Raw genomic sequence first — 25,018 nt, 5'->3', positions numbered from 1 at the left:
TCACGCGCAGGCCGGCGCGGCGAGCGCGCTGACGCGCTCGTGCGCGATCGCACAATAACTTTCGTTGATCTCGTAGCCGACGAAGTCGCGCCCCTGCCGTGCGCAGGCCACCGCGGTCGTGCCGCTGCCCATGAACGGATCGAGCACGCGGCCGCCCGGCGGGCAGCTTGCGAGCACCATCCGCTCGATGATTTCCAGCGGCTTCTGGGTCGGATGATCGACGCGCTCCGCGTGCTGCCGGTGCAGGCGCGAGACCGACCAGACGTCCTTCGGGTTGTAGCCCATCTCCAGCCACTTGCTGCCTTCGAACAGCTTGCGCGAGCGGGCCTTCTTCGTGTCGGCGTCGTACGGGATGCGGACCGGATCGAGATCGAAGTAATACGCCTTGGAAACCGCGAAAAAGCCGATGTTGTCGTGCACCGACGTGAAACGGCGCGTCGTGCCGCCCATGCTCGGCACGCGGCGGTCCCAGATGATCTCGTTGACCATCGTGAGCTGCGTCTTCAGGAAACTGAAGATTTCCGGCGCGTACTGCCATGTGCAGAAGATGTACATCGACCCGCTCGGCTTGAGCTTCGGAATCGCGAGCTCGAGCCACTCGCGCGTCCACGCGAGAAAGTCGTCGCCCGAACGCTTGTCCGAGTCGTTGCCGTAGTCCTTGCCGAGCCCGTACGGCGGATCGGCGACGATCAGGTCGATCGACGCATCCGGCAGGTGCGCGGCATCGGTCAGGAAATCGCGGTTATGCAGTTCGATACCGGACGGCAGCGCGCGCGGCAGGACGGCGGCAGGCTGAACCGCCTCCGCCTCGCTCGCGGCACCGCCGCCCGGCTCTTCGATCAGGTCACGCATCGGTCGGGGTCAGAGCTCGATGCCCGATCGCTCGGCGACCGTGTGCATGTCCTTGTCGCCGCGGCCCGACAGGTTGACGAGCAGGATCTTGTCCTTCGGCAACGTCGGCGCGAGCTTCACGCCATACGCGATCGCGTGGCTCGACTCGAGCGCGGGAATGATCCCCTCGATCCGGCAGCAGTCGTGGAACGCCTTCAGCGCTTCCTCGTCGGTGATCGGGACATACTGCGCGCGGCCGCTGTCCTTCAGCCATGCGTGCTCGGGGCCGACGCCCGGATAGTCGAGGCCCGCCGACACCGAATGCGTCTCGATGATCTGGCCGTTGTCGTCCTGCAGCAGGTACGTGCGGTTGCCGTGCAGCACGCCCGGGCTGCCGGCGATCAGCGACGCCGCGTGATGGCCCGTGTCGAGGCCGTCGCCGGCCGCTTCGACGCCGATCAGCTGCACGGATTGGTCATCGATGTACGGATAGAAGATGCCCATCGCGTTCGAGCCGCCGCCGACGCAGGCGATCACTGCATCGGGCTGCCGGCCTGCGAGCTCGGGCATCTGCACCTTGCACTCGTCGCCGATCACGCGCTGGAAGTCGCGCACCATCATCGGGTACGGGTGCGGGCCCGCGACCGTGCCGATGATGTAGAACGTGCTTTCGATGTTGGTGACCCAGTCGCGCATCGCTTCGTTCAGCGCATCCTTCAGCGTGCGCGAGCCCGACTCGACCGGCACGACCGTCGCACCGAGCAGCTTCATCCGGTAGACGTTGGCGGCCTGACGGCGCACGTCCTCGGAACCCATGTAGACGACGCACTCCATTCCGAAGCGCGCGCAGATCGTCGCGGTCGCGACGCCGTGCTGGCCGGCGCCCGTCTCGGCGATCACGCGCTTCTTGCCCATGCGCTTCGCGAGCAGCGCCTGGCCGATCACGTTGTTGATCTTGTGCGCACCCGTGTGGTTCAGGTCCTCGCGCTTCAGGTAGATCTGCGCGCCGCCGAGCGTCTCGCTCCAGCGCTGCGCGTGATAAATCGGCGACGGACGGCCGACGAAATGCTTCAGCTCGCGCTCGAATTCGGCGACGAAGTCGGGATCGTTCTGGAATTTTTCATACGCCGCGCGCAGTTCGTCCAGCGCGTGAATCAGCGTCTCGGCGACGAACACGCCGCCGTACGGGCCGAAGTGGCCGCGAGCATCAGGAAGGTTGTACATGGTGTCTCTCTCGATCGGTCGATGCGCCCCGCTTTCGGGGCCGCACCGGCTTGCATCACCCGGCGTCCGCTTCGCGCACCGCGCGTACGAACGCCGCCATCCGGGCGTGATCCTTCACGCCCTTCGCGCCCTCCACTTCGATGCCACTCGAGACATCGACAGCAAACGGGCGCAACTGGCGGATCGCATCACCGACGTTTTGCGCGCTCAAGCCACCACTCAAAACGGCCCGATGCGCGAGCTCTGCGGGAATAAGAGACCAATCGAAGACCTTGCCGCTACCGCCGTAATCCGGCACCAGGGTGTCGAACAGGAGGCCGCGCGCTTTCGAATAATGAAGTGCCGATTCTACCAAATCGGACGGCTGCGTCGAGGGGCCGACGCGCACCGCGCGCAACCACGGCAGGCGTGCCGCGCGGCCGAGCGCGTCGCATTGCTCCGGCGTCTCGTCGCCATGAAGCTGCAGCAGCGTGAGCGGCACGTTGCGCATGACGGCTTCGAGCTCGGCTTCGGTCGGATTCACGAACAGCCCGACCACCGACACGAACGGCGGCGCCAGCCGCGCGAGCTCGGCCGCCTGCGCGATCGTCACCGCGCGCGGGCTCTTCGGGTAGAACACGAGGCCGATCGCATCGGCGCCGAGCGCCGCCGCGTGCAGCACGTCCTCGGGCTTCGACAGCCCGCACAGCTTGATGCGCGTGCGCGGCGGCAAGCCGGCCGCGGCGGAAGTCGAAGAAGACACGGCGTGATCCGTCATGTTTGTGGGTCCAGATCGGCCCAGACGCTGCTCCACGGCACGCTGCCGAGCTGCGCGGGCGGGACGGCGAATTCCGCCGGGTAGCCGACATGGGCGAGGTACAGCCCGTCGGCCATGAACGTGGGCGCCGCGAGATTGCGGTCGCGCCCGGCCAGCACGTCGGCGACCCAGTCGGCCGGATAGCGGCCACGCCCGACCGCGACGAGGCAGCCCATCAGGTTGCGCACCATGTGATGCAGGAACGCGTTGGCGCGGAAGCGGAAATGGATGAAATGTCCCGCGCGCCGCACGTCGATCTGGTACAGGTGTTTGACCGGCGTCTTCGACTGGCATTCCGACGACCGGAACGACGAGAAGTCGTGCTCGCCGATCAGGTGTGCGGCGGCGGCGCGCATCGCGTCGTCGTCGAGCGGCGTATGGATCCAGCCCGTGCGCGCGGCCAGCATCGGCGAGCGCACGGGGTGTACGTACAGCGCGTAGTAATAGGTGCGCTCGAACGCCGAGAAACGCGCGTGGAACGTCTCCGGCATCTGCTTCGCCCATTGCACCGACACGGTCGACGGCAGGAACGCGTTGGTGCCGCGCACCCACGAGAACTCCTCGCGATCGAGGTCCGTATCGAAGTGCACGACCTGCCCGAGCCCGTGCACGCCGGTGTCGGTCCGACCGGCCACCGTCGTGTGCAACGGCACCCGCGCGAACTCGGCCAGCGCATGCTCGAGGGCGTTCTGCACGGTCTTGCCGTGCGGCTGCGCCTGCCAGCCGCAGAACGCCGCACCGTCGTACTGAACGCCCAGCGCGATCCGCATCACGCCTCGTCCGCCAGTTTCGCGAGCAACGCGCGCGCATCGTCGCGCGTCGCGGTGTCGTTCGCGTCGACGACTTCCTGCAGCAGCGTCCGTGCGCCGGACAGGTCGCCCAGTTCGACATACTCGGCCGCAAGGTCGAGCTTGTTGCGTGCGATGCGCGCGAGCTCGTCCGGTGTCAGCGCAGGCAGCGCGGCGCCCGGCGTGGACGGCAGGTCGAGATCGAAATCGAGCTTCAGCGCGCCGAACTGCGCGCCGCCGAGCGGCGGCAGCGACGAGAGCGCAGTCGGGCTGCCTGCCTGGCCGGCCGGCGGCGGCGCATCCGGATCCCAGTCGAACTCGTCGCCCTGGTCGGCAGGATGTTCCGGGGCCGGATCGGTCGAGCCAATCGGCTGGTGCGGCGCGGATTGACCGTTAGTTGCGATTTTATCGGCGTCGGACTGCCCTGCCCGTGCAGCCGGCTCATCCGCCGCCAGAGACGGCTCATCCTGCGTACGCGGCGGCAGCGGCATGTCGAGGCTGCTGAGCGCGCTGATCGCGTTCTGCATCAGCGCCGCGTGCTGCGATTCGGTCGCCGAAGGCGCGGCGGGCGGCTCGGCCGGCTGGTCGGCGGCGGCCTGTTCTACCGGTTCCGCATCGTGCGGAGTCGAAGTCGACATCAACGTCGAAGCCGAACTCGGAGTCGCGTCGCTCGCCGGCGGTACTGCGGCGTGGGCAGGCGGCACGTCAGGCTGGTCGTCATGCGACTTCATCGCTTCGGGCACCGGCGATGCATCCGCTTCGTCATGCAGCTTCGTCGCTTCGGGCACCGGCGATGCATCCGCTTCGTGCGGCTCGACCGTCTCCGCCGCTGCGGCAGTCGCCGCAGCCAGGCTCATGTCGGCGGCGGCGTCGCGGGCGACCGGCATCTCGGGCCGGATCGGCAGTTCGCGTTCGACGGACGGCGCTGCTTCTGCAACGGCCGCAGTCGCACTGCCCGTCGCAGCGGCTGCAGCCGCTGTACCCGCATCGTCCGTTTGCCGGCCCTTCCGGCGCCTGCGCCACGCAAACCCTGCCGCGAGGACGATCACGGCCGCGCCCGCCGCTGCGGCCGGGCGCCAGTCCATCTGATTCGCGGGGCGCGCAGGCGCCATCACGGGTGCGACCGGCTGTGCTGGCGCCGATGCCGGTTGCGCAGCGCTGGCGGCCACGCCGGACGCCGCTTCGGCGGTCGGCGACGCGGCAGACGGCGCACCCGCATCGTTCGCGGCCGGACGCGGTGCGGCAGGCGCCGGAGCCGGCGCAGGCGCGACGTCGTTCGCCGTAGCCGGCTTGCCGATGCCGTGCTTCTGCAACTCCATCAGCACGCGGTTCTTCAATGCCAGCAGTTGCTGCAGGCTCGACGGCCGCGGCTGCGATGCACCCATGGCGGGTGCCGCACCGGCCGGCTCGTTCGCGCCCGAGACCTGACTGCCCGGCGCCGGCTGGACGGCGGCCTCGCTCGCGGACGACGGCACCGACTGGATCGCACCGCTCCACACATGCGGGCCGCTGGCGCCGGCAGCAGGCGCCGCCGGCTGCATGTTTTCGACAGCCGACGCGCCGTGCGCGGCCGAAGCGCCTGCCGACGCCGACGCCGTCACCGCCGCAGTCGGGACGCTCGCACCGCTCACCGGCGCCGCATGCACGGCCGGCGCCACCGGTGCGGATTGCACGGCCGACCCCGAATGCGGCGCGGACGCACCGGCCTGCGCGCCAGCAGTTCCACCCGATGCAGCGGCGGGCGCAGAGGCGGCCGTCGCGCCGGATGCGCCAGACGCACCGGCCGGCGCGAGCGCCGCGCCCGTTGCGTCGAGCGCGGGCACGGTCAGCGTCGCGCCGACTTTCAGGCGGCTCGCATCGCGCTTCATGAACGCCTGCGGATTGGCGTCGAACAGCGCGCGGCCGGCGCGCGCGAGCACGCCGGGATCGTGCGATTGCGTGGCCGCTTTCGCGATGTCGTTCAGCGACTGGCCCGGCTGGACCGTCACGGTAAGCGGTGCCGCGGCGCCGGCAGCGGATGCCGGCAGTTCGCCGGTGCCGGTCGCCCAGGCCGACGCGGCTGCGCCGAGCGCCAGGATCGCCAGCGCGCCACGCACGGCGCGCGACAGACGGGACTGACGCGGAAACAAGGAAATTCGGGACATCGTTGGCTCTATCGCCGCGCGCGGGCGCGGCTCGGATTCGCAGTTGGAGGCGTCAATAAAGTTGCCGCAGAAATGCAAAAGCGTCGCGCGGAACGCGACGCTTTCGGCGGGTCTGTGCGTCGTAACCGCGTAGTTTACTTCACGTGATCGCATTCGGGCCGAATTCGTCGCCGGGCCGGTGCAACCGGCTGCGCTCGCGCGGCGGCACGCGCGGCGATCGCGTCGAGCTGCACACGGGGCCGCACACTTCGGCCGGCGTGCCGGATGGATCGAAAGGACAAGCGTCAATGGATGAAAATCGTTGCGACAACATCGCATCCGGAACGAATGACAACGCTTGACGCTGCGTCGCTTCCTCTCCTCGCACCCAGGAATTGCAGGATCGGCCGCGCCAGTGGTTCGAAGCTTGCGCATGTCCGCCCGGCGGTTCGCCCATCCAGAGGTCCGGCGCCGAACCACGACCGGGGAATCGGGTGCATCCGCTCAACAATTCGCGGCACCTGCCGTTAATGGATTAACAGCCGCCATTACAAATAAATCCCGCCGGCCTGCCGATCCTATTTAAATCAATTTCAATTGCGCGATAAGAAGGCAATTCCCATCTCTTATCGTCGAATTGAACACCAACCCCACCAAATCCCCGCCCCATAAGGCTTCAGAGCCTGACATCACGATCCATTGCTCATACAAAAACAGTCATTTCGATCACAATTCAATTACATTACACAAAATTACACAGATCTAATAATTGCGGTCGCTACGATCGTCTTCAAACAAGGAATCGGCGCAATTCGACCATCGCGTTCACACATGCCGGAAAGGCAGGAGCGCGGTCGGCCGGGCTGACGCCGTGAAGTGCCAGAGGGTCAACGCGCAGTTGCAGGACTGCAATCACTCACCAGCTCGTTACGGGGATCGAACATGGGCTATCAGCAGGGTTTGAGCGGGTTGGCCGGCGCGTCGAGCAATCTCGACGTGATCGGCAACAACATCGCGAACGCAAACACGACCGGCTTCAAGCAGGGCCGCGCGAACTTCGCGGACATGTATGCGAATTCGGTCGCGACGTCGGTCAACACGCAGATCGGCATCGGCACGCGGCTCGCGTCGGTGCAGCAGAATTTCGGCCAGGGGACGATCAATACGACGAACTCGTCGCTGGACGTCGCGATCAACGGCAACGGCTTCTTCCAGATGTCGAACAACGGCGTGACGACCTACTCGCGCGACGGCACGTTCCACCGCGACAAGAACGGCGCCATCGTCGACTCGCAAGGCCGCAACCTGATGGGCTATGCGGCAGACGCGGGCGGCGTGATCAACACCGCGCAGACCGTGCCGCTGCAGGCGCCGACCAACAACATCGCGCCGCGGGCAACGACCAAGATCACCGGCCAGTTCAACCTGAACTCGCAGGACAAGGTGCCGGTCAAGACGCCGTTCAACGCGGCCGACAACACGACGTACAACTACAATTCGTCGATCCAGGTCTACGACACGCTCGGCGGCTCGCAGCAGGTCACGATGTACTTCGCGAAGAGTGCTGCCGGCACCTGGCAGGCCTACGCGGGCGTGCAGGGCCAGACGCCGACGAATCTCGGCACCGTCACGTTCGATACGTCGGGCCGGATCAGCTCGACGACGTCCGCCGCCACCGGCCAGCCGACGGCGAGCCTCGGTCAGTTCGCGTTCTCGATCCCCAACACGACGGGCGGCGCCAACCCGCAGAACCTGACGCTCGACCTGAGCGGCACGACGCAATACGGCGGGAAGGACGGCGTGAACAACCTCGCACAGGACGGCTTCGCGAGCGGTACGCTGACGACGTTCTCGATCGGCACCGACGGCAAGCTGACCGGCAACTACTCGAACGGCCAGAGCGCACTGCTCGGCCTGATCGCGCTCGCGAACTTCAACAACCCGAACGGGCTCGTGAACCTCGGCGGCAACCAGTACGCGGAAACCTCTGCGTCGGGCGTGCCGCAGATCTCCGCGCCGGGCAGCACGAACCACGGCACGCTGCAGGGCAGCGCGCTGGAAAACTCGAACGTCAACCTGACGACCGAGCTCGTGAACCTGATCACCGCGCAGCGCAATTACCAGGCCAACGCGCAGACGATCAAGACCCAGCAGGCGGTCGACCAGACGCTGCTGAACCTGCGCTGATCCGCGCATGAAAAACGCGCCGCGCCAGCCGTGACATCGTCAAGGCCGACGCGGCGCGTCATCGTGTGCAGCCCGGCCCGCGAAGCGGACCGGCAAGCGGGCTTACTTGTCGAGCAGGATGCGCAGCATGCGGCGCAGCGGCTCGGCCGCGCCCCACAGCAGCTGGTCGCCGACCGTGAATGCCGACAGGTATTCGCCGCCCATCGCGAGCTTGCGCACGCGGCCGACCGGCACCGTCAGCGTGCCCGTGACGTTCGCCGGCGACAGGTCGCGCATCGACGCTTCACGCTCGTTCGGCACGACCTTCACCCAATCGTTCGCCGATGCGAGGATGCCGTTGATCTCGTCGAGCGGCACGTCCTTGTTCAGCTTGATCGTCAGTGCCTGCGAGTGGCAGCGCATCGCGCCGATCCGCACGCACAGGCCGTCGACCGGGATCGAACCCGGCTCGCCCATCGCCGGCTTGCCGAGGATCTTGTTGGTTTCCGCGCCGCCCTTCCACTCTTCCTTCGACATCCCGTTGCCGAGATCCTTGTCGATCCACGGAATCAGCGAACCGGCGAGCGGCACGCCGAAGTTGCTGGTCGGCATCGCGTCGCTGTTCATCGCGGCCAGCACGCGGCGGTCGATGTCGAGGATGGCCGACGCCGGATCGGCGAGCTGTTCCTTCACCGCGCCGTTCAGCGTGCCCATCTGCGACAGCAGTTCACGCATGTTCTGCGCGCCCGCGCCCGATGCGGCCTGATAGGTCATCGCCGTCATCCAGTCGACGAGTTTCTCGCGGAACAGGCCGCCGAGCGCCATCAGCATCAGGCTGACCGTGCAGTTGCCGCCGATGAAGTTCTTCGTGCCCTTGACGAGCGCGTCCTTGATCACGTCGAGGTTGACCGGATCGAGGATGATGACCGCGTCGTCCTTCATCCGCAGCGACGACGCCGCGTCGATCCAGTAGCCGTTCCAGCCGGCCGCGCGCAGCTTCGGGAACACGTCGTTCGTGTAGTCGCCGCCCTGGCACGTGATGATCACGTCGCACTTCTTCAGCTCGTCGACGTTGGTCGCGTCCTTGAGCGTAGTCTCGTTTTTCGCGAACGACGGCGCTTTGCCGCCCGTGTTGCTGGTGCTGAAAAACACCGGTTCGATCAGGTCGAAATCACCCTCTTCCTGCATGCGCTGCATCAGGACGCTGCCGACCATGCCGCGCCAACCTACGAGACCTACGTTCATGACTAACCCTTTGATGGAGCTTCCCCGCCATTTCCGTCCCCGCTGTGACCGCGCGGGGAAAAAGGCGGGCACGACGGACGATCAGCGTTTAATGATCGTTTTCGTGGTAATGGTTTTCGTGATGACGATGGCGCGCGCACCCGCACGGGCAATGTTGCCGTGGAGTTTCAAGACCGGGGAGATCAGGGAAATCAGCGCCATCGTTCGAGTCTACACAAACCTATTCGGCCGCACAACGGCCAACCCGGCGCGAACGCGCCGTTTTTACCGGCCGCGTTCGCACCCCTTACTTCCTGCTTACAGCGCTGCGACCACCGCGTCGCCCATCGCCGCCGTGCCGACCTGCTGGCAGCCCGGCGTCGCGATGTCGCCCGTGCGGTAACCCTGTTCGAGCACAGTTTTCACCGCGCGCTCGATGCGATCGGCCTGCTCCGCGCGATTCAGCGAGTAGCGCAGCAGCATCGCGGCCGACAGGATCGTCGCGAGCGGATTCGCGATGCCCTTGCCCGCGATGTCCGGCGCCGAACCGTGCGACGGTTCGTACAGGCCCTTGTTGTTCTTGTCGAGCGACGCCGACGGCAGCATGCCGATCGAGCCCGTCAGCATCGACGCTTCATCCGACAGGATGTCGCCGAACATGTTGCCCGTGACGATCACGTCGAACTGCTTCGGCGCCTTCGCGAGCTGCATCGCCGCGTTATCGACGTACATGTGCGACAGCTCGACATCCGCGTATTCCTTCGACACGTCGATCATGATGTCGCGCCAGAACTGCGACGTTTCGAGCACGTTCGACTTGTCGACCGACAGCAGCTTCTTCGCGCGCTTGCGTGCCGCCTGGAACGCGACGTGCGCGATGCGGCGCACTTCCGGTTCCGAGTAGCGCATCGTGTCGAAGCCTTCGCGCTCGCCGGCGAACGGGCCGTCCGGCGCCGCACGCACGCCGCGCGGCTGGCCGAAGTAGATGTCGCCGTTCAGTTCGCGCACGATCAGGATGTCGAGGCCCGCGACGAGCTCGGGCTTCAGCGGCGACGCATCGACGAGCTGCGGATAGCAGATCGCCGGGCGGAAGTTCGCGAACAGCTCCAGATGCTTGCGCAGCCCGAGGATCGCCTGCTCGGGGCGCAGCGCGCGCTCGAGCGAGTCGTATTTCCAGTCGCCGACCGCGCCGAACAGGATCGCGTCGGCTTCCTTCGCGAGCTTCAGCGTCGCGTCGGGCAGCGGATGGCCGCTTGCCTCGTAGCCCGCGCCGCCGACCGGCGCCTGTTCGAGTTCGAACGTCTCGTCGAGTGCGTTCAGCACCTTCACCGCTTCGGTGACGATTTCCGGACCGATGCCGTCGCCGGGCAACACTGCAATCTTCATGCGTTATTCCTGACTGGATAGGTAATGGAGGCAGGCCGGCGAGCGCGCGACAAGCGCGCCCGCCCGAAAGGCGATATCAGCCGACCAGCTTGGTGTTGAGCCACGGCTGCTTCACGAGCCGCTCGGCTTCGAACTGGCGGATCTTGTCCGCGTGGCGCAGCGTGAGGCCGATGTCGTCGAAGCCGTTCAGCAGGCAGTACTTGCGGAACGCGGCGATCTCGAACGGATACTCGCGGCCGTCGCCCGTGCGCACGACCTGCGCGTCGAGGTCGATCGTCAGCTGGTAGCCGTTGAACGCGTACGTGTCGTTGAACACGTGATCGACCTGCTGCTCGGTCAGCACGATCGGCAGCAAGCCATTCTTGTAGCAGTTGTTGAAGAAGATGTCCGCGAAGCTCGGCGCGATGATCGCGCGGAAGCCGTACTGCTGCAGCGCCCACGGCGCGTGCTCGCGCGAGCTGCCGCAGCCGAAGTTCTTGCGCGCGACCAGCACCGACGCGCCCTGGTAGCGCGGCTGGTTCAGCACGAAGTCCGGATTCAGCGGACGCTTCGAGTTGTCCTGACCCGGCTCGCCGTGGTCGAGGTAACGCCACTCGTCGAACGCGTTCGGGCCGAAACCCGTGCGCTTGATCGACTTCAGGAACTGCTTCGGGATGATCGCGTCGGTGTCGACGTTCTCGCGATCGAGCGGCGCCACGACGCCGGTATGTACTGTGAATTTTTCCATGATCCGTCTATCCGGTTGGAGGGCCGGCGTTCAGCCGGCGCACATCGACAAATGCTCGGCGGGAATCGTCACTCCGCGGCGCGCTTCAGCGCGTTGCCGGCGGCGTTGACGTCCTGCCCGAAGCCCTGGACGGTATTGCAGCCCGCGAGGCCGAAGCCCAGCCCCGCGAGCGCCAGCGCGGCAACCAGCCGCGCGATGACCTTCGATGCCGTCACGCGTTACCCCAGCTTGCGAATGTCGACGAAATGGCCTTCGATCGCCGCAGCCGCCGCCATCGCGGGGCTCACGAGGTGCGTACGACCGCCCGCGCCCTGCCGGCCTTCGAAGTTGCGGTTCGACGTCGATGCGCAGCGCTCGCCCGGATCGAGCCGGTCGGCGTTCATCGCGAGGCACATCGAGCAGCCCGGCTCGCGCCATTCGAAGCCCGCATCCGTGAACACCTTGTCGAGCCCTTCGCGTTCCGCCTGCGCCTTCACGAGACCCGAGCCCGGCACGACCATCGCGAGCCGCACGTTCGACGCGATGCGACGGTTCAGCTTCTTCACGACATACGCGGCTGCGCGGATGTCCTCGATCCGCGCGTTCGTGCACGAGCCGATGAAGATCTTGTCGACCTTGATCGATTCGATCGGCGTGTTCGGCTCGAGCGCCATGTAGGCCAGCGCGCGCTCCATCGCGTCGCGCTTGACCGGATCCTTCTCGCGCTCGGGATCGGGCACGCGACCGTCGATCGACGTGACCATTTCCGGCGACGTGCCCCACGTGACCTGCGGGACGATCTCGGCTGCGTTCAGTTCGACGACGCGGTCGAACTGCGCGCCTTCGTCGGACGTGAACTGGCGCCAGTATTCGACGGCCTGGTCCCATTCCGCGCCGGTCGGCACGAACGGACGGCCCTTCAGGTAATCGATCGTCGTGTCGTCCACCGCGACCATGCCCGCGCGCGCGCCGGCCTCGATCGCCATGTTGCAGACCGTCATGCGGCCTTCCATCGTCAGCGCGCGGATCGTCGAGCCGCCGAATTCGATCGCGTAGCCCGTGCCGCCTGCCGTGCCGATCTTGCCGATGATCGCGAGCACGATGTCCTTCGCGGTACAGCCGCGCGGCAGTGCGCCCTCGACCTTCACGAGCATGTTCTTGCTCTTTTTCTGCAGCAGCGTTTGCGTCGCGAGCACGTGCTCGACTTCCGACGTGCCGATGCCGTGCGCGAGCGCGCCGAACGCGCCGTGCGTCGACGTATGCGAATCGCCGCACACGATCGTCATGCCCGGCAGCGTCGCGCCCTGCTCCGGCCCGATGATGTGGACGATGCCCTGGCGCACGTCGTTCATCTTGAACTGCGTGATGCCGAACGCGTCGCAGTTCGCGTCGAGCGTGTCGACCTGCAGCTTCGAGACGGGATCGGCGATGCCGTGGCTGCGGTCCGTCGTCGGCACGTTGTGGTCCGACACGGCCAGGTTCGCGCTGATGCGCCAAACCGGACGGTGCGCGATCTTCAGCCCTTCGAACGCCTGCGGGCTCGTGACTTCATGCAGCAGTTGACGGTCGATGTACAGCAAGGTCGTGCCGTCATCCTCGGTGTGGACGACGTGGGTATTCCACAGTTTGTCGTAGAGAGTCTGTGCCATGGGTATGCGGGGTCGTTGTGACTACAAGCCTTGCGGATGCGGTCGATTATGCCACGCAGAACACGTCACGGCGCAGGCCGGACGCGAAAAAACCCATTAAAAACAGTGGTTTGGCTGGTAGTCCCAATACCTGTATCGGCATTACCCGGCAAATCGGGCGCGCCGGGTCCGGATGACCGCGATCGCGGATCGCGTCGCCCGGACCGCGCGCGGCGGGCCGGAACCCGGCGGCGTCAGCCGTTCGGATATTCGCGGTTGATCAGGTCGAGCCGCAGCATCGCAAGCTGCATGCCGGCGTTGCTCATCAGGTAGAGATCGCGGCGGCGCATCGCCGGCGGCTGCGCGGACGTGTCGTAGGCGACCGGCAGCGCCAGTCCGGCCGGCACCGCGGCCTGCATCCCCGCCGCATTCGACACGCGCACGGCGATCGACGCCTGATCCGCGTGCGTGACGATCGCGACCTTGCCGAGCGCCGCGGCCGAGCCGGCCTGCTTGACGATCGCAGCGACGACGCCGTCAGGCGCCGGTATCGGGCTGCCGGCGTTCATCGCCGGCGTCGCGATCGACGTCACGCCGGTCGTCAGCCCGTATTTCGACGCGAGCACGCTCGCGACTTCCTGCTGCGCGTAGACCGGCACGGCGACCTTCTGTCGGAGCGCGAACACGGCGTCGGCAATTGCCTCGTTCACCGGGCCCGGCACCGGCGCGGCACCGGGCGCCGCGGCGCGACTGCCAAAGCTGAACGCGGCGATCGCATTGATGCCGGCCGCGTCGACGGTAGGCGGTGTCCACGAGAAAAACGTGTCGAACAGGTAACCCGTCTCGTCGGCGGCGGTCGCGCGATCGTTCAGTTCGTTCGTCAGCTTGCCGAGCATCTGGCGCTGCAGTTCGGCATCGGAGGCCGGCGCATCGCTTGCGAACACGGGGGTGACGGCCGCACACGATGCGGCCAGTACGGAGGTGGAAGCCAGGAAATGGCGGCGGGTCTTCATGGTCATGAGGATCGAGTTGAAAGCGGAAGGCGTCAGCCCTTCGGGAACGCCTGCATCGTCGCGGTCACCGCGTGCGAAAGCATCTGCGCATACATGTCGTGCACGAGGTAGAGGCTGCGGTTGCGCGTCCACGGCTGGCCCGATTGCGGGTCGTACACGGTCGGGAGCGGCACTTCGGCAACCGCGGCCGCCTTCATGCCCGCCTGCTGCGAGGTCTGGATGCAGCGCTTCGCGTGATCGCGATGGCCGACCACCGCGACGGTGCCCATCGCGGCCGCGCCGCCCGCGCGCGACACGGCCACGGCCGCGACGCCGGCCGTGCTCAGGTACACGATCGAGCCGTTGCTCGCGATCACCGGTTCGATCGACGACAGCACGTCGGCACCCATTCCGTATTTCGACACGAGAAAGCGCGCGATTTCCCACTGCGCGTAGACCTTGACGGGCTTCAACTGACGGACGCGGTAGACCGCGTCCGCGAGCGCTTCGTTGACCGGCCCCGGATCGGGCAGCGCGGACTGGTTGCCGCCCGTGCTCGACGTGTTGCCGCTCGCCGCGTTCGGGCGGTTGCCGAAGCTGTATGCGACGATCGCGCCGATCTGCGCGGCGGGGACCGTCGGCAGATCCCACGTGAAGCCGACATCGGTCAGCGCCGGCACGATCGCATTGACCGTCGCCGCATCGCCGAGCTGCGCGTTCAGCTTCGCGGACATCTGCGCGGCAAGTGCGCTGTCGGCGATGGGCGCCGACGTGACGTCGTCGCCACCGCATGCGCTCAGCAGCGGCGCCGCCGCAACGGCGGGTGCGGCGGCAAGAAATTTTCTGCGTGAAGAAGCCGACGGGGTCTGATTCATAAGAATTGCGAAACAATGCGAATAACGCCGGCGGCAGGTCGAGGCGTTGCAAATCGCGGGGTCATGGGGAATGGCAATCGGGCGAGTCGCGCGGTTCAGCGACGGTTCGCAGAGTCGACGCGTGGATCGGATCGCTGCATTGTGTGGATCGACGATGCAGGATCGTAGTGGGCGTTTATTAAATTGCGGTGAACCTGTCGATCGAATGCAGGCGATCGTCATGCCGTTTCACCGATGGGCGAATGCGTTTCATCCGTGGCGAGCGAACGCTACGTCGTTTCACCGGTGGCGAGCATGCGATTCGCGTGCATCGTCGCGCGCTGCACGGCCACCTCCGGATTTCGCGTTACGATGGCGCAACGCACGTCCCCATGATCTGATCCGGAGCACACCACGATGAAGCTCGGTCTGAACGAATCGCTTGCTCGCCTCGACGAAGAAGGCACGCTGTTCACGACGCTGTTTCGCCACGGCACGCTCGACGTCGAGCTGTATCGGCCGCGCATCGAGGACAAGCAGAAGCCGCATACGCGCGACGAGGTTTACGTGATCGCCACCGGCACGTCGCGCTTCATCGTCGACGAGCGCGAATGCGACGTCGCGGCCGGCGACGCGCTGTTCGTCCCTGCGCACGCGGTGCATCGCTTCGTCGATTTCTCCGTCGACTTCTCGACATGGGTGTTCTTCTACGGCCCTGAAGGCGGCGAACGCGGCGCGTGACGCGCGATGCGCACGGCACTTTTCTTGCGACTGCCTGGACTGCCTGTTTGCGACCGACGGCGCACGGCCGCTCGGTCATCACGACAGCTCGAGCATCCGGTTCAACTGAACAGGAGAACAGCATGCGATACGAACTCTATTACTGGCCCGAGATCCAGGGCCGCGGCGAATACGTGCGGCTCGCACTCGAGGCGGCCGAGGCCGACTACGTCGACGTCGCGCGCGAATCGGGACGTGGAATGGGCGTGTCGGCAATGATGCGCATGATGGACAGTACGAAAGCGGAAAACGTGCCGTTCGCGCCGCCATTCCTGAAAGCCGGCGATGTCGTCGTCGGGCAGACCGCGAACATCCTGCTGTTTCTCGGCGCTCGGCTCGGGCTCGCGCCCGACGACGAAGCCGGCCGGCTGTGGGTGCACCAGATCCAGTTGACCGTCGCCGATTTCGTCACCGAGATCCACGACACGCATCATCCGATCGCAAGCGGCCTGTACTACGAGGACCAGAAAGCGGAAGCGGCCGAGCGCGCGGCCGATTTCCTCGAGAATCGGCTGCCGAAATTCCTCGGCTATTTCGACCGCGTGCTCGAACAGAATCCGCACAAGGGCGGCCATATTGCCGGCAGCGCGCTCAGCTACGCGGATCTGTCGATGTTCCAGCTGATCGAAGGGCTGCGCTATGCGTTCCCGAAGGCGATGAAGCGCGCGGAGCGGAAAGTCGCGGGGCTCGTCGGCCTGCACGACCGCGTCGCGCAGCATCCGCCCATCGCGCGCTATCTCGAGTCAGAACGCCGCATTCCATTCAACGACTTGGGGATCTTCCGGCACTATCCGGAACTCGACAAGTAACGGCTGCCGACACCCGAGCGTCGTCGTGCGCGGCGGCACCCGTCCCGCTCACGTAGCGACCGGTGTCTCGTGAAGGTGTCGCCACACGATCAGGCCATCCGCTTCGCGCCGGAACACGGCCGTCGAGCGCCGCACCTTGAGGCGCCCTTCTCCGTCGGCCTGCATCTCGCGACAGCCGATCGCCGCACCGTCCCGCCCCACGGCCAATCCGCGCAACTCGTCGATGCCGATCACCCGCCCCGGACGCGCGCCGTGACCGCGCGCGAACAGCGCGTCGATCCCGCGCGCTCACTACGCACCGCGCGATCGCTCGCGCGAGTCCGCCGCCGCATCGATGGCCTCGACCGAGCGCGTCAGCCACGGCCCGATATCCATCTCCTCATAGCGCACGAGCCGGCTCTTGCGCGCACGGCGATACGCCCACCAGATCGCGACGAACAGCGGAATCCACACATAGATCGACAGCACTTCCATCCAGTCGATTCGGGCCGCGAAGAATGCCTGGTAGTCCTGCCCGAGCGAGATCACGATGCAGATCGCGATCGCGAACAGCGGCCCGAACGGGAACCACTTCGCGCGATACGGCAGTTGATCGAGCCGGTAGCCCTGCTTCAGGAAACCCTTGCGGAACCGGTAATGGCAGACCGCGATGCCGAGCCACGCGATGAAGCCCGTGATGCCGACCGTATTCAACAGCCACAGATAGATGCTCTGGTTGTTGGTCAGCGACGTGAGGAAACACAGCCCGCCGACGGCCATCGTCGCGTACAGTGCGTTGCGCGGCACGCCACCCGGCGACAGTTTCGCGAACATCGTCGGCGCGCGCCCTTCCGACGCGAGGTTGTACAGCATCCGCGTCGCCGCGTAGGTGCCGGAATTGCCGGCCGACAGCACGGCCGTCAGGATCACGAGGTTCATCGCGCCGGCGGCGAGCGGGAAGCCCGCATGGCTGAACACCAGCGTGAACGGGCTGACGCCGATGTCGGTCACGTCGCTCTTCAGCAGGTTCGGATCCGTGTACGGCACAAGCAGGCCGATCACGGAGATCGCGAGCACATAGAACAGCATGATCCGCCAGAAGATCTGCTTCACCGCGCGCGGGATCGTCTTGCGCGGATTCTCCGATTCGCCGGCTGTGATCCCGACCAGTTCCGTGCCGAGAAACGAGAATCCCGCGATCAGCGCGACGCTCATCATCGCGTGCACGCCGCCGACGAACGGCGCGTCGCCGGTCGTGAAGTTGCGCCAGCCGACGGTATGCCCGCTGCCGGTATGCCCGCTGCCAAGCACGCCGGCCGCGATCAGCAGCCCGGCCGCGATGAACGCGATCACGGTGACGACCTTGATCAGCGAGAACCAGTATTCCGATTCGCCGAAACCGCGCACCGACAGCGTATTCAGCAGGAAGATCAGCACGAGGAAGCCCGCGCCCCACCACACGCCCGGCACGGCTGGAAACCAGTAGCGCATCACGATCTGCGCGGCGACCAGCTCGATCGCGATCGTCACGGCCCAGCTGTACCAGTAGGTCCAGCCGAGCGCGACGCCGAAGCCTTCGTCGACGTACTTCTCGCCGTAGATCGCGAACGAACCCGACACCGGCATCAGCGCGGCCATCTCGCCGAGCCCCGTGACGACGAAGTAGACCATGATCCCGATCGCGATATACGCGGCAATCGCACCGCCCGGCCCCGCCTGCGCGACCGACGCGCCCGACGCGACGAACAGCCCCGTGCCGATCGAGCCGCCGATCGCGATCATCGCGATGTGGCGGCCCTGCAGACGGCGCTTCAGCGTCGTCCCGGACGGCGCGGCCGTCTCCGCTGCCGCTTGCAAAGCATCCATAGTTTTCACCTTGATTGGATTTCGGTTCGATCGATTTGATTCGGAATACAAATCGATTGATTCGGTCATTCGCATGGAAGCCGGACCTTCCCGGCCGCGTCAAACGACGCTGCGCTTGATCGCCTGCAGTTCAGCCGTCGTCACGATCTTCTCGATCCGGAACCGCGGGCTTTCCAGCCAGACGTTCGCGATCCGCCGGTACTCGTCGAGATCCTCGCACGCGAGCCGCACGAGAAAATCGAACGTGCCGCTGACGAGCCAGCAATCGAGCACGGCCGGATTCGCCCGCATTTCCTCCTCGAACGGCGCCTGCGAACGCCCGTGATCGGCCAGCACGATCTGCGCGATCACGACGATCGGCTTGGTCGCGCGCGGCGCCTTGATCACCGCGCGGTAGCCTTCGATCACGCCGAGCGCCTCGAGCCGCTCCACGCGCGCCTGGCAGGGCCGCGGCGTGAGGTTCACGAGCTCGGACAGCTTCCGGTAGGAAATCCGCCCGTCGGTGCGCAGGATGTCGAGGATCCGGAGATCGATCTTGTCGAGCTGCATCTTCTTGTCGGTCATCCGCGTTCGCTCCGGTCGGGTCGTGGCTGGTGCGCGGAACGTCTCCTGTTCCGCGCGGGGGCCACATTATCCGGCCGAAGCGGCCGCGCGCCAATCGGCTAGAACCGCAGCGACAGGCAGGTCAGGCCGCCGTCCATCTTGCGGAACTCGCTCGTGTCGATCACGTGCAGCGGCAGCCCGAGCGACGCGATCGCATCGTGCACGCGCGGATAGCCGGCCGGCGTGATCAGCGTGCCGTTCACGCGCAGCGTGTTGCCCGCGTACTCGTCGGCGGCCGAGATCGCGATCCGGCGATAGTCGGCGAACGCCGGATGCGCGGCCAGCGCTTCGGTCACGAGCAGCGTGTCGTCGCCGAGCGCGTTGACGACCGACTTCAGGTGCAGGCCGGCGCCCACCGGCACCGCGACGACCGAATAACCGTAGCGCGCCACGAGCGCTTCGAACGCGGCGATGCCTTCGGCGTCGGTGCGGCCCGTCAGGCCGATGTAGAAGCGCTTGCCGACCAGCATCACGTCACCGCCGTCGAGACGGCCTTCCTTCATCGGCAGCAGGTCGCGATGCGCGGCGAGCGCCGCTTCGATATGCGCCGTCTCGCCGCGCCGAGCGGGCGCGCCGGGGCGCGTGATCACCGCGAACTCCGGCGTCACGACGGCGACATCCTCGACGAAATGCGAATCGGGGAACGCATCCAGCGGCGGCAGTTCGGTCAGCGCGACGCCGAGCGTGCGCAGCGCATCGCAATACGCGTGGAACTGCGTGAGCGTCTTGTCGTAGTCGGGCGCGCCGAGTTCGGCGGTGGTCAGGCCCGCGCCACAGGACTGCGCGGGACGGCGAACGATCGCTTGCGTGAATTGCATCGACTCCTCCTTGGTCAGCGCCACACCCATGCGGCGCACGGGGCAGCGGCGTTGTGTCCGGACCATTATCGGAAGCCAAATTGCGCAATTCGCGTCGATTTCGGTTGCGCCGACAGCCGATTGCGTCGAATTGCGCGCGGTACGCAGCGGATTCGGCAGACGGCCGTTCGCCGCATCGCGAACGGCCGCGTTCGTATGCGGCGCGCCCGTTACGCTCCGGGCCCGAACCCCATCTGCGAGCGGCCGAGCGCCGTGAGATCGCCCTCCCTGCCGCGTCCGTCGAATTCGACCTCGAAATGATCGGCCGGGAAATCGGGCGGGCTCTCGCCGCGCACGAACGCGGGCAACTGGCGCCGCAGGTACGCGTCGTTCTTCGCGCAGCCGGGCGCGGCCGCGATGTACATCACGTTGCTGTCGCCGCTGCCGCGATGCGCATCCTCGACCGCATGCACGACGTCGCCGTGCCAGAACACCGCGTCGCCCGGCTCCATGTGCGGGATCGGCACCAGCGCGTCGAGCAGCAGCGCGTGCCATTCGGGCCGGATCGACAGCGCACGGCCGGGACGCGCGCCGCACAGGTCGTCGTCGGCGACATCGTCCTGCAACGCGCGCAGCACGCCATAGGCCATCGCGTTCGCGACCGGGATCAGCTGCAGCGTGCCGTCGCCGGGCCCCTGCGGCGTCAGCGCGGTCCAGCCCTGGAACGTGCGGAACATCGAACACACGGCCGGCGACGGAATCTCCTCAAGATCGGGCCGGAACGCGGCATCGAACGGGTCGTAATCGCGCCAGCGGCCGGCCAGCACATGGCGATAGACCTGACGGAAGTTCGCGCCGAGCCAGCGTTCGACGGAACCGCCGTCGACATGCGGCGACAGCCCGAGCGACGTCGAGCCCGGCGGCCGGCGGCGAATCCGGTCCGCATACGCGGGTACCTGGTCGGGATCGAAATGCGTGCGCGCGCCGTCCGCATGCCGCCACAGGCGGTTCAGGAACACGCGCGCCTGCGTGAGTGCCGGCGACTGGCGCGCGGCCACCTGCGGCTTCGACCAGTAGACGCCGTAGATCTGCGGTTTGCCCGATGCGAGGTTGCCGAAATAACGATCCTCGGCGCGCGCATTCAGCCGGTCGGCGAAGCGGTTGGACTCCAGATACGCACCGATCTCGTCGTTCCAGTCGCTCGCCTGCCGCGCGTCGAACACGCCGCGGATCACGACCGCGCCATGCGTGCGAATCGCAGCGATCGCGTGCGGGTCAACGGTGCCGCCCGCGATATCCGCGAACGGCACCACCGGAATCACGTCATGGCCATGCGCATACGCGCGGCGGATCGCGTCGACCTGCCGCGCGATGTCGCCCTCCAGCTCGCGGAACGTCGCCGCATAACCGGGCAAGTCGGCGCGCAGCGCCTGTTTCGCCGCGCGGATCGCGGCGGGCAGATCGTCGATCGTCAGGTGCATCGTGGTCTCCTCGCTGAAGCGTGTCGTGACGTGCTGTCAGCGTACGGCCGGCACGCGACCGCCATCACCGCTATCCGGCCAATTATCGATACAATCCTGACAACCGTGCATTACTCGGGACGATGACAGACCACGCAAAGCTTGTTGCCGTCCGGGTCGCGGAAATAGGCGCCGTAGTAGTCGCGGTGGTAATCGGGCCGCAGGCCCGGCGGCCCTTCGCAGGTGCCGCCATGCCGCAGCGCAAGCGCGTGGCAGCGGTCGACGAGCGCGCGTGTGGGCGCGTTGAACGCAATCGTGTGGCCGTTGCCCGGTTCGGGTGCGCGGCCGTCGAGCGGCTGGCCGAAGAAGAACAGCGGCCGGTCGGCATCGGCCGGCATCCAGCCCGACCAGCCGTCCGGCTCGCGGAACTTCAGGCGCAACCCGAGTTCCGCGAACAGCGGCGCATAGAAATCGTAGGCGCGCGTCGTGTCGCTGACGCCCACGCAAACATGAGAAAACATGGCATCGCTCCATGGTGACGATCGCTCACGATCATGCCACGGCGCGCAGCCCGCCCCACCCGGAGGCCGCGATGAAACCGCAATACGAGCACGTGACGTTCGCTCCCGGCTGTTCGGTCCGCGTGTATCACCGCCAACTCGCGCGCATCCCGTTCGAATGGCATCGTCATCCCGAATACGAGCTGACACTCACGCTCAACAGCCGCGGCCAGCGCTTCATCGGCGATCACGTCGCCCGCTACGCGGACGACGACCTGGTGCTCGTGCCGCCCAACCTGCCGCACACCTGGTCGTCGAACGCCCGCATCGATCGCGATGCGCCCGAGGTCGCGCTCGTCGTCTGGTTCGACGGCGACTGGATGCGGCGGCTCGCCGACTGCTGCCCCGAATACGCACCGCTGCGCTCGCTGCTGCGCCGCGCGGCGCCGGGCCTGCGCTTCGACACCGACATGGCCCGTGCGATGCGTGCACGGCTGCCGCGCTTGCTCGACCCTGCTCCGCGCGTACGACTCGCGGCCGCACTCGATACGCTCGCCGATCTCGCGGAAGCCGGCGGCGAGCCGCTCGCCACCGCGCACGCGTACGGCCGGCCCGACGGAACGACACCGCACACCGACGCGGCCGCACCCGAAGCCGAGCGCCTCGATCGTGTGCTCGATGCGATCGACCGGCACTTCCACGAACCGCTGCGCATCGACGCACTTGCCGCTGCCGCGCACATGTCCGAACGCACGCTGCAGCGCCTGTTCGTCCGGCATCTCGGCGAAAGCGTCGGCCGCTACGTGCAGCGGCTGCGGCTCGCGCACGCGTGCCGCCATCTGGTCGGCACCGACTGGCCGATCGCGACGGTGGCCGCGCGCTGCGGCATTCCGAATGCCGCGAACTTCAACCGCCAGTTCCTCGCCGCGCGCGGAATGACGCCAGGTGCGTACCGGCAGTTCTTCCTGCGGCACGGCCACGCTCCCGACGAAGACGCGCCGGCGCTCGACACCCGGCCGCCGTCGCTGGAGCGCCGCACCGATCCAGCGCGCAAATGAAAACACCCCGACGGGATGACCCGTCGGGGTGTCTGGCGTTGCGATTGCCCGACGCGAGCGGCCTTGCCGGCCGATCGCGCCGCACACGACTTAACGTGCGTCGATCGGCTTCGCTTCGCGCGGCGTATCGCCGATGAAGAGCTGGCGCGGACGGCCGATCTTCTGCTCCGGATCGGCAATCATTTCGTTCCACTGTGCGATCCAGCCGACCGTACGTGCCATCGCGAAGATACACGTGAACATCGACGTCGGGATGCCCAGCGCGCGCTGGACGATGCCCGAGTAGAAGTCGACGTTCGGGTACAGCTTGCGCGACACGAAGTATTCGTCTTCCAGCGCGATCTTCTCGAGCTGCATCGCGAGCTTGAACAGCGGGTCGTCGTGCAGGCCCAGTTCGTTCAGCACTTCGTAGCACGTCTCGCGCATCAGCTTCGCACGCGGGTCGTAGTTCTTGTACACGCGGTGGCCGAAGCCCATCAGCTTCACGCCCGAATTCTTGTCCTTCACCTGCTTGATGAATTCGGGGATGTTGTCCGGCGAACCGATCTGCTCGAGCATGTTCAGCGCGGCTTCGTTCGCACCACCGTGCGCCGGGCCCCACAGACATGCGATACCGGCCGCGATACATGCGAACGGGTTCGCGCCCGACGAACCGGCCAGGCGGACCGTCGACGTCGATGCGTTCTGCTCGTGGTCGGCGTGCAGGATCAGGATGCGGTCGAGTGCGCGGACGAGCACGTCGTTGACCTTGTACTCTTCGCACGGGTTCGAGAACATCATGTGCATGAAGTTCGCGCTGTACGACAGCGAGTTCTTCGGATACACGAACGGCTGGCCGATGCTGTACTTGTACGCCATCGCGACGAGCGTCGGCAGCTTCGCGATCATGCGGATCGCCGACACTTCACGGTGACGCGGGTCGTTGATGTCGAGCGAGTCGTGGTAGAACGCGGACAGCGCGCCGACCGCGGCGACCAGGATCGCCATCGGGTGCGCGTCGCGGCGGAAGCCACGGAAGAAGAAGTGCATCTGCTCGTGCACCATCGTGTGCTTCGTGACGGTGTCGACGAATTCCTTCTTCTGCGCTGCGTTCGGCAGCTCGCCCTTCAGCAGCAGGTAGCAGCTTTCGAGGAAGTCTGCGTTTTGCGCGAGGTTGTCGATCGGGTAGCCGCGGTACAGCAGCTCGCCCTTGTCGCCGTCGATGTACGTGATCGCCGAATTACAAGCTGCCGTCGACATGAAGCCCGGGTCGTACGTGAACTTGCCGGTCTGGCCGTACAGCTTGCGGATGTCGATTACGTCCGGGCCCATCGTGCCCTTGTAGATCGGCAGTTCGACGCTCGGCGAGTTGTCGCTGAACGATAGCGTGGCTTTAACATCAGACGGAGTCATGGCACATCCTCAATCGAAATAAAGAAACGGGATTCGATAACGGGCGTAACGCGTTACACGTTGCGCAGCATCTCCAACAGCCGGTGAATGTCCGGGCTGTCTAGGTCGCCTTCTGGTTCCTTGCGCGCGAGGAGCAAGTCCATCAGGTCGTTGTCGCTCAGATCGAGCAGGCGCGACAACGCGCCTACGTCTGCATCGGTGAGGTCATGCTCGTATCTGCTGAAGAAACGCTCGAAGATGATGTCGTTTTCCAGCAGACCCCGCCGCGCGCGCCAGCGAAGGCGCGCGCGGCGGTGCGGGTCGGATTGATGCGAATCGTCGCTCATCTCAACCTTAAACCGCGCGGCGAACCATCAGTTCCTTGATCTTGCCGATCGCCTTCGTCGGGTTCAGGCCCTTCGGGCAGACATCGACGCAGTTCATGATCGTGTGGCAACGGAACAGACGGTACGGATCTTCCAGGTTGTCGAGACGCTCGCCGGTGGCCGTGTCGCGGCTGTCCGCGATGAAGCGGTAAGCCTGCAGCAGGCCGGCCGGGCCGACGAACTTGTCCGGGTTCCACCAGAAGCTCGGGCACGACGTCGAGCAGCTCGCGCACAGAATGCACTCGTACACGCCGTCGAGCTCGTCGCGCTCTTCCGGCGACTGGAGGCGTTCCTTCTCCGGCGGCGGCGCGTCGTTGATCAGGTACGGCTTGATCGAGTGATACTGGTTGAAGAAGTGCGTCATGTCGACGATCAGGTCGCGCACGACGGGCAGGCCCGGCAGCGGACGCAGCACGATCTTCTGCGGCAGGTCGTTCAGGTTCGTCAGGCACGCGAGACCGTTCTTGCCGTTGATGTTCATCGCGTCCGAACCGCACACGCCTTCGCGGCACGAACGGCGGAACGACAGCGTCTCGTCGAGTGCCTTCAGCTTGACCAGTGCGTCGAGCAGCATGCGCTCGTGCTGGATGTCGAGCTCATACGTCTGCATGCGCGGCGCTGCGTCCTTGTCCGGATCGTAGCGGTAGACTTCAAAAATGCGTTTTGCCATTTCGGATTCCTTTGACTCGGC

General features: G+C 66.4%; 26 protein-coding genes and 1 pseudogene. 4 read left to right on the top strand and 23 right to left on the bottom strand.

Annotated elements, in window-relative coordinates:
• The 6 genes from LXM88_RS35630 to LXM88_RS35605 all read right to left on the bottom strand — a co-directional run bounded on the left by LXM88_RS35630 (nt 1) and on the right by LXM88_RS35605 (nt 6,219).
• Nucleotides 1-852 carry a DNA-methyltransferase gene (locus LXM88_RS35630; protein ID WP_262544164.1) on the bottom strand — a complete coding sequence of 284 codons (852 nt, stop codon included), beginning with the start codon at nt 850-852 and terminating at the stop codon, nt 1-3.
• Between the two features lie 9 nt (nt 853-861).
• Nucleotides 862-2,055 carry a tryptophan synthase subunit beta gene (trpB, locus tag LXM88_RS35625; protein WP_047901337.1) on the bottom strand — a complete coding sequence of 398 codons (1,194 nt, stop codon included), beginning with the start codon at nt 2,053-2,055 and terminating at the stop codon, nt 862-864.
• Between the two features lie 55 nt (nt 2,056-2,110).
• Nucleotides 2,111-2,812 (bottom strand): phosphoribosylanthranilate isomerase, encoded by a 702-nt coding sequence (locus LXM88_RS35620; protein ID WP_262547087.1) that lies wholly within the window; start codon nt 2,810-2,812, stop codon nt 2,111-2,113.
• Entirely contained in the window at nt 2,809-3,621 is an 813-nt protein-coding gene (truA, locus tag LXM88_RS35615; RefSeq protein ID WP_262544163.1) for a tRNA pseudouridine(38-40) synthase TruA, read from the bottom strand. The genes LXM88_RS35620 and truA overlap by 4 nt, the downstream gene beginning before the upstream one ends.
• On the bottom strand, nt 3,621-5,783 hold the full coding sequence (locus LXM88_RS35610) for a FimV/HubP family polar landmark protein (protein WP_262544162.1): 2,163 nt from the start codon (nt 5,781-5,783) through the stop codon (nt 3,621-3,623). Before LXM88_RS35610 ends, truA begins: the two co-directional genes overlap by 1 nt.
• Before the next feature lie 139 nt (nt 5,784-5,922).
• The gene (locus tag LXM88_RS35605; RefSeq protein WP_262544161.1) at nt 5,923-6,219 is read right to left on the bottom strand and encodes a hypothetical protein; all 297 of its coding nucleotides are present in this window, start codon (nt 6,217-6,219) and stop codon (nt 5,923-5,925) included.
• A 485-nt stretch (nt 6,220-6,704) separates the two neighbouring features.
• Between LXM88_RS35605 and flgE the strand changes: the two genes are divergently transcribed.
• Nucleotides 6,705-7,949 carry a flagellar hook protein FlgE gene (flgE, locus tag LXM88_RS35600; protein WP_262544160.1) on the top strand — a complete coding sequence of 415 codons (1,245 nt, stop codon included), beginning with the start codon at nt 6,705-6,707 and terminating at the stop codon, nt 7,947-7,949.
• A gap of 102 nt (nt 7,950-8,051) precedes the next feature.
• Here flgE and asd read toward each other — a convergent pair whose 3' ends face one another.
• The 8 genes from asd to LXM88_RS35560 all read right to left on the bottom strand — a co-directional run bounded on the left by asd (nt 8,052) and on the right by LXM88_RS35560 (nt 14,739).
• Entirely contained in the window at nt 8,052-9,173 is a 1,122-nt protein-coding gene (asd, locus tag LXM88_RS35595; RefSeq protein ID WP_262544159.1) for an aspartate-semialdehyde dehydrogenase, read from the bottom strand.
• 81 nt (nt 9,174-9,254) lie between these two features.
• Nucleotides 9,255-9,374 carry a hypothetical protein gene (locus LXM88_RS35590; protein ID WP_047901343.1) on the bottom strand — a complete coding sequence of 40 codons (120 nt, stop codon included), beginning with the start codon at nt 9,372-9,374 and terminating at the stop codon, nt 9,255-9,257.
• Between the two features lie 96 nt (nt 9,375-9,470).
• Nucleotides 9,471-10,538 (bottom strand): 3-isopropylmalate dehydrogenase, encoded by a 1,068-nt coding sequence (leuB, locus tag LXM88_RS35585; RefSeq protein ID WP_262544158.1) that lies wholly within the window; start codon nt 10,536-10,538, stop codon nt 9,471-9,473.
• A gap of 76 nt (nt 10,539-10,614) precedes the next feature.
• Nucleotides 10,615-11,265 carry a 3-isopropylmalate dehydratase small subunit gene (gene leuD / locus LXM88_RS35580; RefSeq protein WP_034179996.1) on the bottom strand — a complete coding sequence of 217 codons (651 nt, stop codon included), beginning with the start codon at nt 11,263-11,265 and terminating at the stop codon, nt 10,615-10,617.
• 68 nt (nt 11,266-11,333) lie between these two features.
• On the bottom strand, nt 11,334-11,480 hold the full coding sequence (locus LXM88_RS35575) for an entericidin A/B family lipoprotein (protein WP_021158717.1): 147 nt from the start codon (nt 11,478-11,480) through the stop codon (nt 11,334-11,336).
• A gap of 3 nt (nt 11,481-11,483) precedes the next feature.
• The gene (leuC, locus tag LXM88_RS35570; RefSeq protein WP_262544155.1) at nt 11,484-12,893 is read right to left on the bottom strand and encodes a 3-isopropylmalate dehydratase large subunit; all 1,410 of its coding nucleotides are present in this window, start codon (nt 12,891-12,893) and stop codon (nt 11,484-11,486) included.
• 233 nt (nt 12,894-13,126) lie between these two features.
• The gene (locus LXM88_RS35565; protein ID WP_262547085.1) at nt 13,127-13,885 is read right to left on the bottom strand and encodes a Tat pathway signal protein; all 759 of its coding nucleotides are present in this window, start codon (nt 13,883-13,885) and stop codon (nt 13,127-13,129) included.
• Nucleotides 13,886-13,917: 32 nt separating this feature from the next.
• Nucleotides 13,918-14,739 carry a hypothetical protein gene (locus LXM88_RS35560; protein WP_262544154.1) on the bottom strand — a complete coding sequence of 274 codons (822 nt, stop codon included), beginning with the start codon at nt 14,737-14,739 and terminating at the stop codon, nt 13,918-13,920.
• Between the two features lie 396 nt (nt 14,740-15,135).
• Here LXM88_RS35560 and LXM88_RS35555 point away from each other — a divergent pair, with 396 nt between their 5' ends.
• Both LXM88_RS35555 and LXM88_RS35550 read left to right on the top strand, forming a co-directional pair.
• Nucleotides 15,136-15,459 (top strand): cupin domain-containing protein, encoded by a 324-nt coding sequence (locus tag LXM88_RS35555; protein ID WP_262544153.1) that lies wholly within the window; start codon nt 15,136-15,138, stop codon nt 15,457-15,459.
• 122 nt (nt 15,460-15,581) lie between these two features.
• Nucleotides 15,582-16,307 carry a glutathione S-transferase gene (locus LXM88_RS35550; RefSeq protein ID WP_262544152.1) on the top strand — a complete coding sequence of 242 codons (726 nt, stop codon included), beginning with the start codon at nt 15,582-15,584 and terminating at the stop codon, nt 16,305-16,307.
• Between the two features lie 48 nt (nt 16,308-16,355).
• Here LXM88_RS35550 and LXM88_RS35545 read toward each other — a convergent pair.
• The 6 genes and pseudogenes from LXM88_RS35545 to LXM88_RS35520 form a co-directional block, all read right to left on the bottom strand.
• Nucleotides 16,356-16,589, bottom strand: a pseudogene (locus tag LXM88_RS35545) (DUF4440 domain-containing protein); the annotation flags it as partial.
• A gap of 9 nt (nt 16,590-16,598) precedes the next feature.
• Nucleotides 16,599-18,152, bottom strand: coding sequence for an amino acid permease (locus LXM88_RS35540; RefSeq protein WP_262544151.1), 1,554 nt, complete (start codon nt 18,150-18,152; stop codon nt 16,599-16,601).
• Nucleotides 18,153-18,251: 99 nt separating this feature from the next.
• The gene (locus LXM88_RS35535; protein ID WP_006487769.1) at nt 18,252-18,716 is read right to left on the bottom strand and encodes an Lrp/AsnC family transcriptional regulator; all 465 of its coding nucleotides are present in this window, start codon (nt 18,714-18,716) and stop codon (nt 18,252-18,254) included.
• Between the two features lie 98 nt (nt 18,717-18,814).
• On the bottom strand, nt 18,815-19,573 hold the full coding sequence (locus LXM88_RS35530; RefSeq protein ID WP_262544149.1) for a dimethylarginine dimethylaminohydrolase family protein: 759 nt from the start codon (nt 19,571-19,573) through the stop codon (nt 18,815-18,817).
• 209 nt (nt 19,574-19,782) lie between these two features.
• Entirely contained in the window at nt 19,783-21,033 is a 1,251-nt protein-coding gene (locus tag LXM88_RS35525) for a DUF1479 domain-containing protein (protein WP_262544148.1), read from the bottom strand.
• Between the two features lie 110 nt (nt 21,034-21,143).
• Entirely contained in the window at nt 21,144-21,533 is a 390-nt protein-coding gene (locus LXM88_RS35520) for a VOC family protein (protein WP_262544147.1), read from the bottom strand.
• A gap of 71 nt (nt 21,534-21,604) precedes the next feature.
• On the opposite strand from LXM88_RS35520, the gene LXM88_RS35515 reads away from it, so the two are divergent.
• Nucleotides 21,605-22,570 carry an AraC family transcriptional regulator gene (locus tag LXM88_RS35515; RefSeq protein ID WP_262544146.1) on the top strand — a complete coding sequence of 322 codons (966 nt, stop codon included), beginning with the start codon at nt 21,605-21,607 and terminating at the stop codon, nt 22,568-22,570.
• 90 nt (nt 22,571-22,660) lie between these two features.
• On the opposite strand, the gene gltA is transcribed toward LXM88_RS35515, so the two are convergent.
• From gltA to LXM88_RS35500, 3 genes are read right to left on the bottom strand one after another with little or no spacing between them, the layout of a single operon-like run.
• The gene (gene gltA / locus LXM88_RS35510) at nt 22,661-23,962 is read right to left on the bottom strand and encodes a citrate synthase (RefSeq protein ID WP_034185794.1); all 1,302 of its coding nucleotides are present in this window, start codon (nt 23,960-23,962) and stop codon (nt 22,661-22,663) included.
• A 53-nt stretch (nt 23,963-24,015) separates the two neighbouring features.
• Nucleotides 24,016-24,288 (bottom strand): FAD assembly factor SdhE, encoded by a 273-nt coding sequence (locus tag LXM88_RS35505; RefSeq protein ID WP_011355742.1) that lies wholly within the window; start codon nt 24,286-24,288, stop codon nt 24,016-24,018.
• A 7-nt stretch (nt 24,289-24,295) separates the two neighbouring features.
• Nucleotides 24,296-24,997 (bottom strand): succinate dehydrogenase iron-sulfur subunit, encoded by a 702-nt coding sequence (locus tag LXM88_RS35500; RefSeq protein WP_059237255.1) that lies wholly within the window; start codon nt 24,995-24,997, stop codon nt 24,296-24,298.
• Nucleotides 24,998-25,018: the final 21 nt, after the last annotated feature.

The sequence above is a fragment of the Burkholderia sp. S-53 genome, assembly GCF_025560745.1.
Classification (GTDB): domain Bacteria; phylum Pseudomonadota; class Gammaproteobacteria; order Burkholderiales; family Burkholderiaceae; genus Burkholderia; species Burkholderia pyrrocinia.
Note: the sequence above shows the minus strand (reverse complement) of the source record. Positions and strands in the feature narration are given on the sequence as shown.

Bases quoted from the DNA above. Each gene is read 5' to 3' on its own strand.
- LXM88_RS35540 (WP_262544151.1), bottom strand. From the start codon at position 18,152: ATGGATGCTTTGCAAGCGGCAGCGGAGACGGCCGCGCCGTCCGGGACG.
- LXM88_RS35500 (WP_059237255.1), bottom strand. From the start codon at position 24,997: ATGGCAAAACGCATTTTTGAAGTCTACCGCTACGATCCGGACAAGGAC.
- LXM88_RS35550 (WP_262544152.1), top strand. From the start codon at position 15,582: ATGCGATACGAACTCTATTACTGGCCCGAGATCCAGGGCCGCGGCGAA.
- gltA (WP_034185794.1), bottom strand. From the start codon at position 23,962: ATGACTCCGTCTGATGTTAAAGCCACGCTATCGTTCAGCGACAACTCG.
- LXM88_RS35505 (WP_011355742.1), bottom strand. From the start codon at position 24,288: ATGAGCGACGATTCGCATCAATCCGACCCGCACCGCCGCGCGCGCCTT.
- leuD (WP_034179996.1), bottom strand. From the start codon at position 11,265: ATGGAAAAATTCACAGTACATACCGGCGTCGTGGCGCCGCTCGATCGC.
- LXM88_RS35620 (WP_262547087.1), bottom strand. From the start codon at position 2,812: ATGACGGATCACGCCGTGTCTTCTTCGACTTCCGCCGCGGCCGGCTTG.
- truA (WP_262544163.1), bottom strand. From the start codon at position 3,621: ATGCGGATCGCGCTGGGCGTTCAGTACGACGGTGCGGCGTTCTGCGGC.
- flgE (WP_262544160.1), top strand. From the start codon at position 6,705: ATGGGCTATCAGCAGGGTTTGAGCGGGTTGGCCGGCGCGTCGAGCAAT.
- LXM88_RS35555 (WP_262544153.1), top strand. From the start codon at position 15,136: ATGAAGCTCGGTCTGAACGAATCGCTTGCTCGCCTCGACGAAGAAGGC.
- trpB (WP_047901337.1), bottom strand. From the start codon at position 2,055: ATGTACAACCTTCCTGATGCTCGCGGCCACTTCGGCCCGTACGGCGGC.
- LXM88_RS35515 (WP_262544146.1), top strand. From the start codon at position 21,605: ATGAAACCGCAATACGAGCACGTGACGTTCGCTCCCGGCTGTTCGGTC.
- LXM88_RS35535 (WP_006487769.1), bottom strand. From the start codon at position 18,716: ATGACCGACAAGAAGATGCAGCTCGACAAGATCGATCTCCGGATCCTC.
- LXM88_RS35605 (WP_262544161.1), bottom strand. From the start codon at position 6,219: ATGGGCGAACCGCCGGGCGGACATGCGCAAGCTTCGAACCACTGGCGC.
- LXM88_RS35560 (WP_262544154.1), bottom strand. From the start codon at position 14,739: ATGAATCAGACCCCGTCGGCTTCTTCACGCAGAAAATTTCTTGCCGCC.
- LXM88_RS35610 (WP_262544162.1), bottom strand. From the start codon at position 5,783: ATGTCCCGAATTTCCTTGTTTCCGCGTCAGTCCCGTCTGTCGCGCGCC.
- LXM88_RS35590 (WP_047901343.1), bottom strand. From the start codon at position 9,374: ATGGCGCTGATTTCCCTGATCTCCCCGGTCTTGAAACTCCACGGCAAC.
- asd (WP_262544159.1), bottom strand. From the start codon at position 9,173: ATGAACGTAGGTCTCGTAGGTTGGCGCGGCATGGTCGGCAGCGTCCTG.
- LXM88_RS35530 (WP_262544149.1), bottom strand. From the start codon at position 19,573: ATGCAATTCACGCAAGCGATCGTTCGCCGTCCCGCGCAGTCCTGTGGC.
- leuC (WP_262544155.1), bottom strand. From the start codon at position 12,893: ATGGCACAGACTCTCTACGACAAACTGTGGAATACCCACGTCGTCCAC.
- LXM88_RS35520 (WP_262544147.1), bottom strand. From the start codon at position 21,533: ATGTTTTCTCATGTTTGCGTGGGCGTCAGCGACACGACGCGCGCCTAC.
- leuB (WP_262544158.1), bottom strand. From the start codon at position 10,538: ATGAAGATTGCAGTGTTGCCCGGCGACGGCATCGGTCCGGAAATCGTC.
- LXM88_RS35630 (WP_262544164.1), bottom strand. From the start codon at position 852: ATGCGTGACCTGATCGAAGAGCCGGGCGGCGGTGCCGCGAGCGAGGCG.
- LXM88_RS35525 (WP_262544148.1), bottom strand. From the start codon at position 21,033: ATGCACCTGACGATCGACGATCTGCCCGCCGCGATCCGCGCGGCGAAA.
- LXM88_RS35565 (WP_262547085.1), bottom strand. From the start codon at position 13,885: ATGAAGACCCGCCGCCATTTCCTGGCTTCCACCTCCGTACTGGCCGCA.